This is a genomic window from Gemmatimonadota bacterium, from assembly GCA_016209965.1.
Classification (GTDB): domain Bacteria; phylum Gemmatimonadota; class Gemmatimonadetes; order Longimicrobiales; family RSA9; genus JACQVE01.
On the sequence record JACQVE010000267.1, the window covers coordinates 1 to 3,105 of the forward strand.

Sequence of the window (3,105 nt, forward strand, 5' to 3'; positions counted from 1 at the left end):
GGGCTTCGCGTTCTTCCCGTCCACCGCCTTGAGGTGGTCCACCAGCGCCCGCTGTGCCTCGGACCAGCGCCCGTAGTTCCCCTCATTCACGCTGTAGATGCGCTCGCCCGGCACCGGGATCCGGATGTGCGGATGGCTGAGCAGGAACTCGCCGATGGAGGGGTCCAGTGTGAAGCCGTGCACCCCGTTGCCAGTCGTGTACACCAGCATGGTCGAGGGACCGTAGATGATGTAGCCCGAGGCAACCTGCCGGTTGCCGGGCTGCAGGCAGTCCTCGGGCGTGCCCCGCGCCGCGTCCGAGATCTTGCGATGAATCGAGAAGATGGTGCCGATCGAGACGTTGGCCTCGATGTTCGAGGAGCCGTCCAGCGGGTCATAGAGCAGTGCGTAGCGCCCGGTGGGGAACTGCTCCGGGATGGGCAGGATCTCCTCTGACTCCTCCGAGGCCATGCAGCACAGGTGGCCGCCGTGGTCCAGCGCCTTGAAGATCACTTCGTGCGCATAGACGTCCAGCTTCTTCACCGTCTCGCCGTGAATATTGGTGGCTTCCGTCGAGCCCAGGATATCCACCAGGCCCGCCTTGCTCACTTCCCGCACGATCAGCTTGGCCGCCAGCGCGATCTCGTACAGGATGTTGCTGAATGCGCCCGTCGCCTCCGGGAACTTCCGCTCCTGCTCGATGATGAAGCGTTCGATCGTTATCACAGAGCTCCGCATCACTCGTCACCTCCGGGTAGATCGTGACGTCTGGGCTCGAGCGGCTCCTTCAGCCGCCCTCACCCGCCTCTGCCCTGCGCGCTTCGACTTCGAACGGATTGGCAGTATAACCGTGCCTCAGGTGATTCCACAGATAGAGCAGCGGAAACGTGAAGGGCCGCTGCTGCCACTGGCGCACGTGTGCCAGCTCGTGGCGGATCAGGCGCACGGTGAGCGGGACCGCGGGGTGGATGACGATGGTGCGGCCCAGCGTGACCGCCGCTGCGGGCGCACGCATGCCGGACAAGAGGCCTGCCAATGTCGGAATCGACCGGCCACGCCGCAAGGCTACGCCCGTCGGCAATTCCTCCCGCGCCTCCGCCTCTTCGCGTGGCGACGCGCGCAGCACCTGGTTGACGATGCTCTCCTCCTGGGTCGAGCGCCCGGCTTAGTGGTCGAATCCGCAAATACGCCCGCATTCGGCCGCCGATCCATCCCCGCTGGCTGCGTTGCGTGGCCGTACTTACGAACTCGACCACTCAGGAACGCGCGGTCTCGAATTCGAGCTCCCCCGAGGCGCGCGCTCGCACGGTCACTTCGCCATGCCAGTCTGTGCGCAACACACGCACCCGCCGGCCGGCCAGCCGCCGCAAGACCTCCGGATGCGGGTGGCCGTAGCGATTGTGCCGCCCTACCGAGATCAGGGCCAGCCGCGGGGTGGCCGCGGCCAGCAGCTCCTCGGACGAGGAGGTGCCGCTCCCGTGATGCCCCACTTTCAGGACATCGACGCGCAGTCTGCCGCCGTGCCGTACGGCCAGCTCCCGCTCGACCGCTGCCGGCGCATCGCCCAGGAACAGCGCCGTGAATCGGCCGTAGGCCAGCCGGAACACGACGGAAGATTCGTTCGTGGCTTCCTTCCCGTCAAGCGACGCCGGCTGCGGGTGCAGGAATTCGATCACCAGTCCGTCAAACCGGAGTTCCCGCCCCGCTCGCGCGGGCACCCAGCGGATCCCTTCCCGGCGCGCCTCCTGCAGGACCAGCAGATAGAGTGGCTTCCCCGCGGCCGCGCCCGGATCCACGACCAGGCCCACAGGCAGCGTGTTCAGCACCGCCTCGGACCCACCGATATGGTCTGCGTCGGGGTGGGTCAGGATCAGCGCCTCGAGCCGCCGCACGCCGTGGCGGAGCAAGAACGGCACCACCCGGGCACGGCCCGCGTCATACGTGTCGCTGCGCGGCCCCGCGTCCACCAGCAGCCAGCGTCCCGCCGGCGAGCGCAGGGCGAGCGCGTCTCCCTGCCCCACGTCGATGACGTGGATCTGCAGCTCGCCGGCGCCCAGCCGCCGCACGGCCAACGGCCAGGCCAGGAGGAACGCCACGGCGGCGCCGCCGGCCGCCAGCCGCCGCACCCACGGCCGCACCCGGGTTCGGCTGGTGACGCCTGCAGCGCCAACGCGCGGCTCCGGCGTCCCGGCTGCGGGGGCGCTGGGAGCGGCCAGTTGCGCAGCAAAGATGCAGGCGAGCAGCGCCGCGCAGAACCAGGCGGCCACCAGGTCGCGCGGCACGGCCAGATGCCCCGCAGGCAACCACGCGCCCCAGCGCGCCGCCGCATCCAGTGCCGCGAGCAGCAGGCCGCCGCCGTTCGCCAGGAACTCGGCGGCCGGCCAGAGCAGCCAGCTAGCGGCGAGCGCCAGGGCCAGGGCCGGCACCGCCAGCGCGACCAGCGGAATGGCGGCAAGGCTGGCCAGCACGCCCACCGGTGCCAGGCGGCCAAAGTGCAGCACGCTGAGCGGCGCCGTGGCCAGGGTCGCGGCCAGGCTGGTGGCCAGAGCGTCGCGCAGCGCCGCCGGCCCGGGCAGCCAGGGCAGCACCAGCAGTCGGCGCCGCAGCACGATGATCCCCGCTGTCCCCGCAAACGAGAGCTGAAACCCGGCATCCAGCGCCGCCAGCGGCTCGATGGCCAGCAGCACCAGCGCGGCCGTTGCCAGAAGGCCCACGGGATGCGCGGGCCGCTGCAGCAGCCGCGCGCCGAGCAGCAGGAGAACCTGCAGGGCCGCGCGCGCCGCGGCGTAGGGCGCTCCCAGAAAGAGCACGTACGCCACCGTGACCAGCGCCGCCGCCCCGGCGCTCAGACCGGGCGCCAGCCGCAGCAGGCTGCACACCAGCAGCAGGGAAGTCGCAACCAGGCCGACGTGCAGCCCGGAAATGGCCAGCAGGTGGATCAGCCCGGAATCGGCGAAGCGCTCCCAAACCGCGGCGTCCAACCCATCCCGCTGCGCCAGCAGCAGCGCCTCCGCCAGTGCTGCGCGCTTTCCGTACAGGCGCTGCAGCCGCTCCTGCGCCGCACCCCGCGCGCCAAGCAGCGGGTGATGCCCGCCCCCCCGCCCGCCCCGCCCGCCCCGCCCCCCC

Annotated in this window: 3 protein-coding genes; all 3 read right to left on the reverse strand. The window is 70.8% G+C overall.

Annotated features, from left to right (window positions below):
• Positions 1 to 717, reverse strand: a 717-nt coding sequence (locus HY703_10690; protein ID MBI4545653.1) for a fructose-1,6-bisphosphatase, incomplete at its 3' end; no start/stop codon positions are given.
• Between the two features lie 49 nt (positions 718 to 766).
• Positions 767 to 1,105, reverse strand: coding sequence for a DUF4157 domain-containing protein (locus HY703_10695; GenBank protein ID MBI4545654.1), 339 nt, complete (start codon positions 1,103 to 1,105; stop codon positions 767 to 769).
• A gap of 130 nt (positions 1,106 to 1,235) precedes the next feature.
• On the reverse strand, positions 1,236 to 3,105 hold a 1,870-nt coding region (locus HY703_10700; protein MBI4545655.1), incomplete at its 5' end, for a ComEC/Rec2 family competence protein.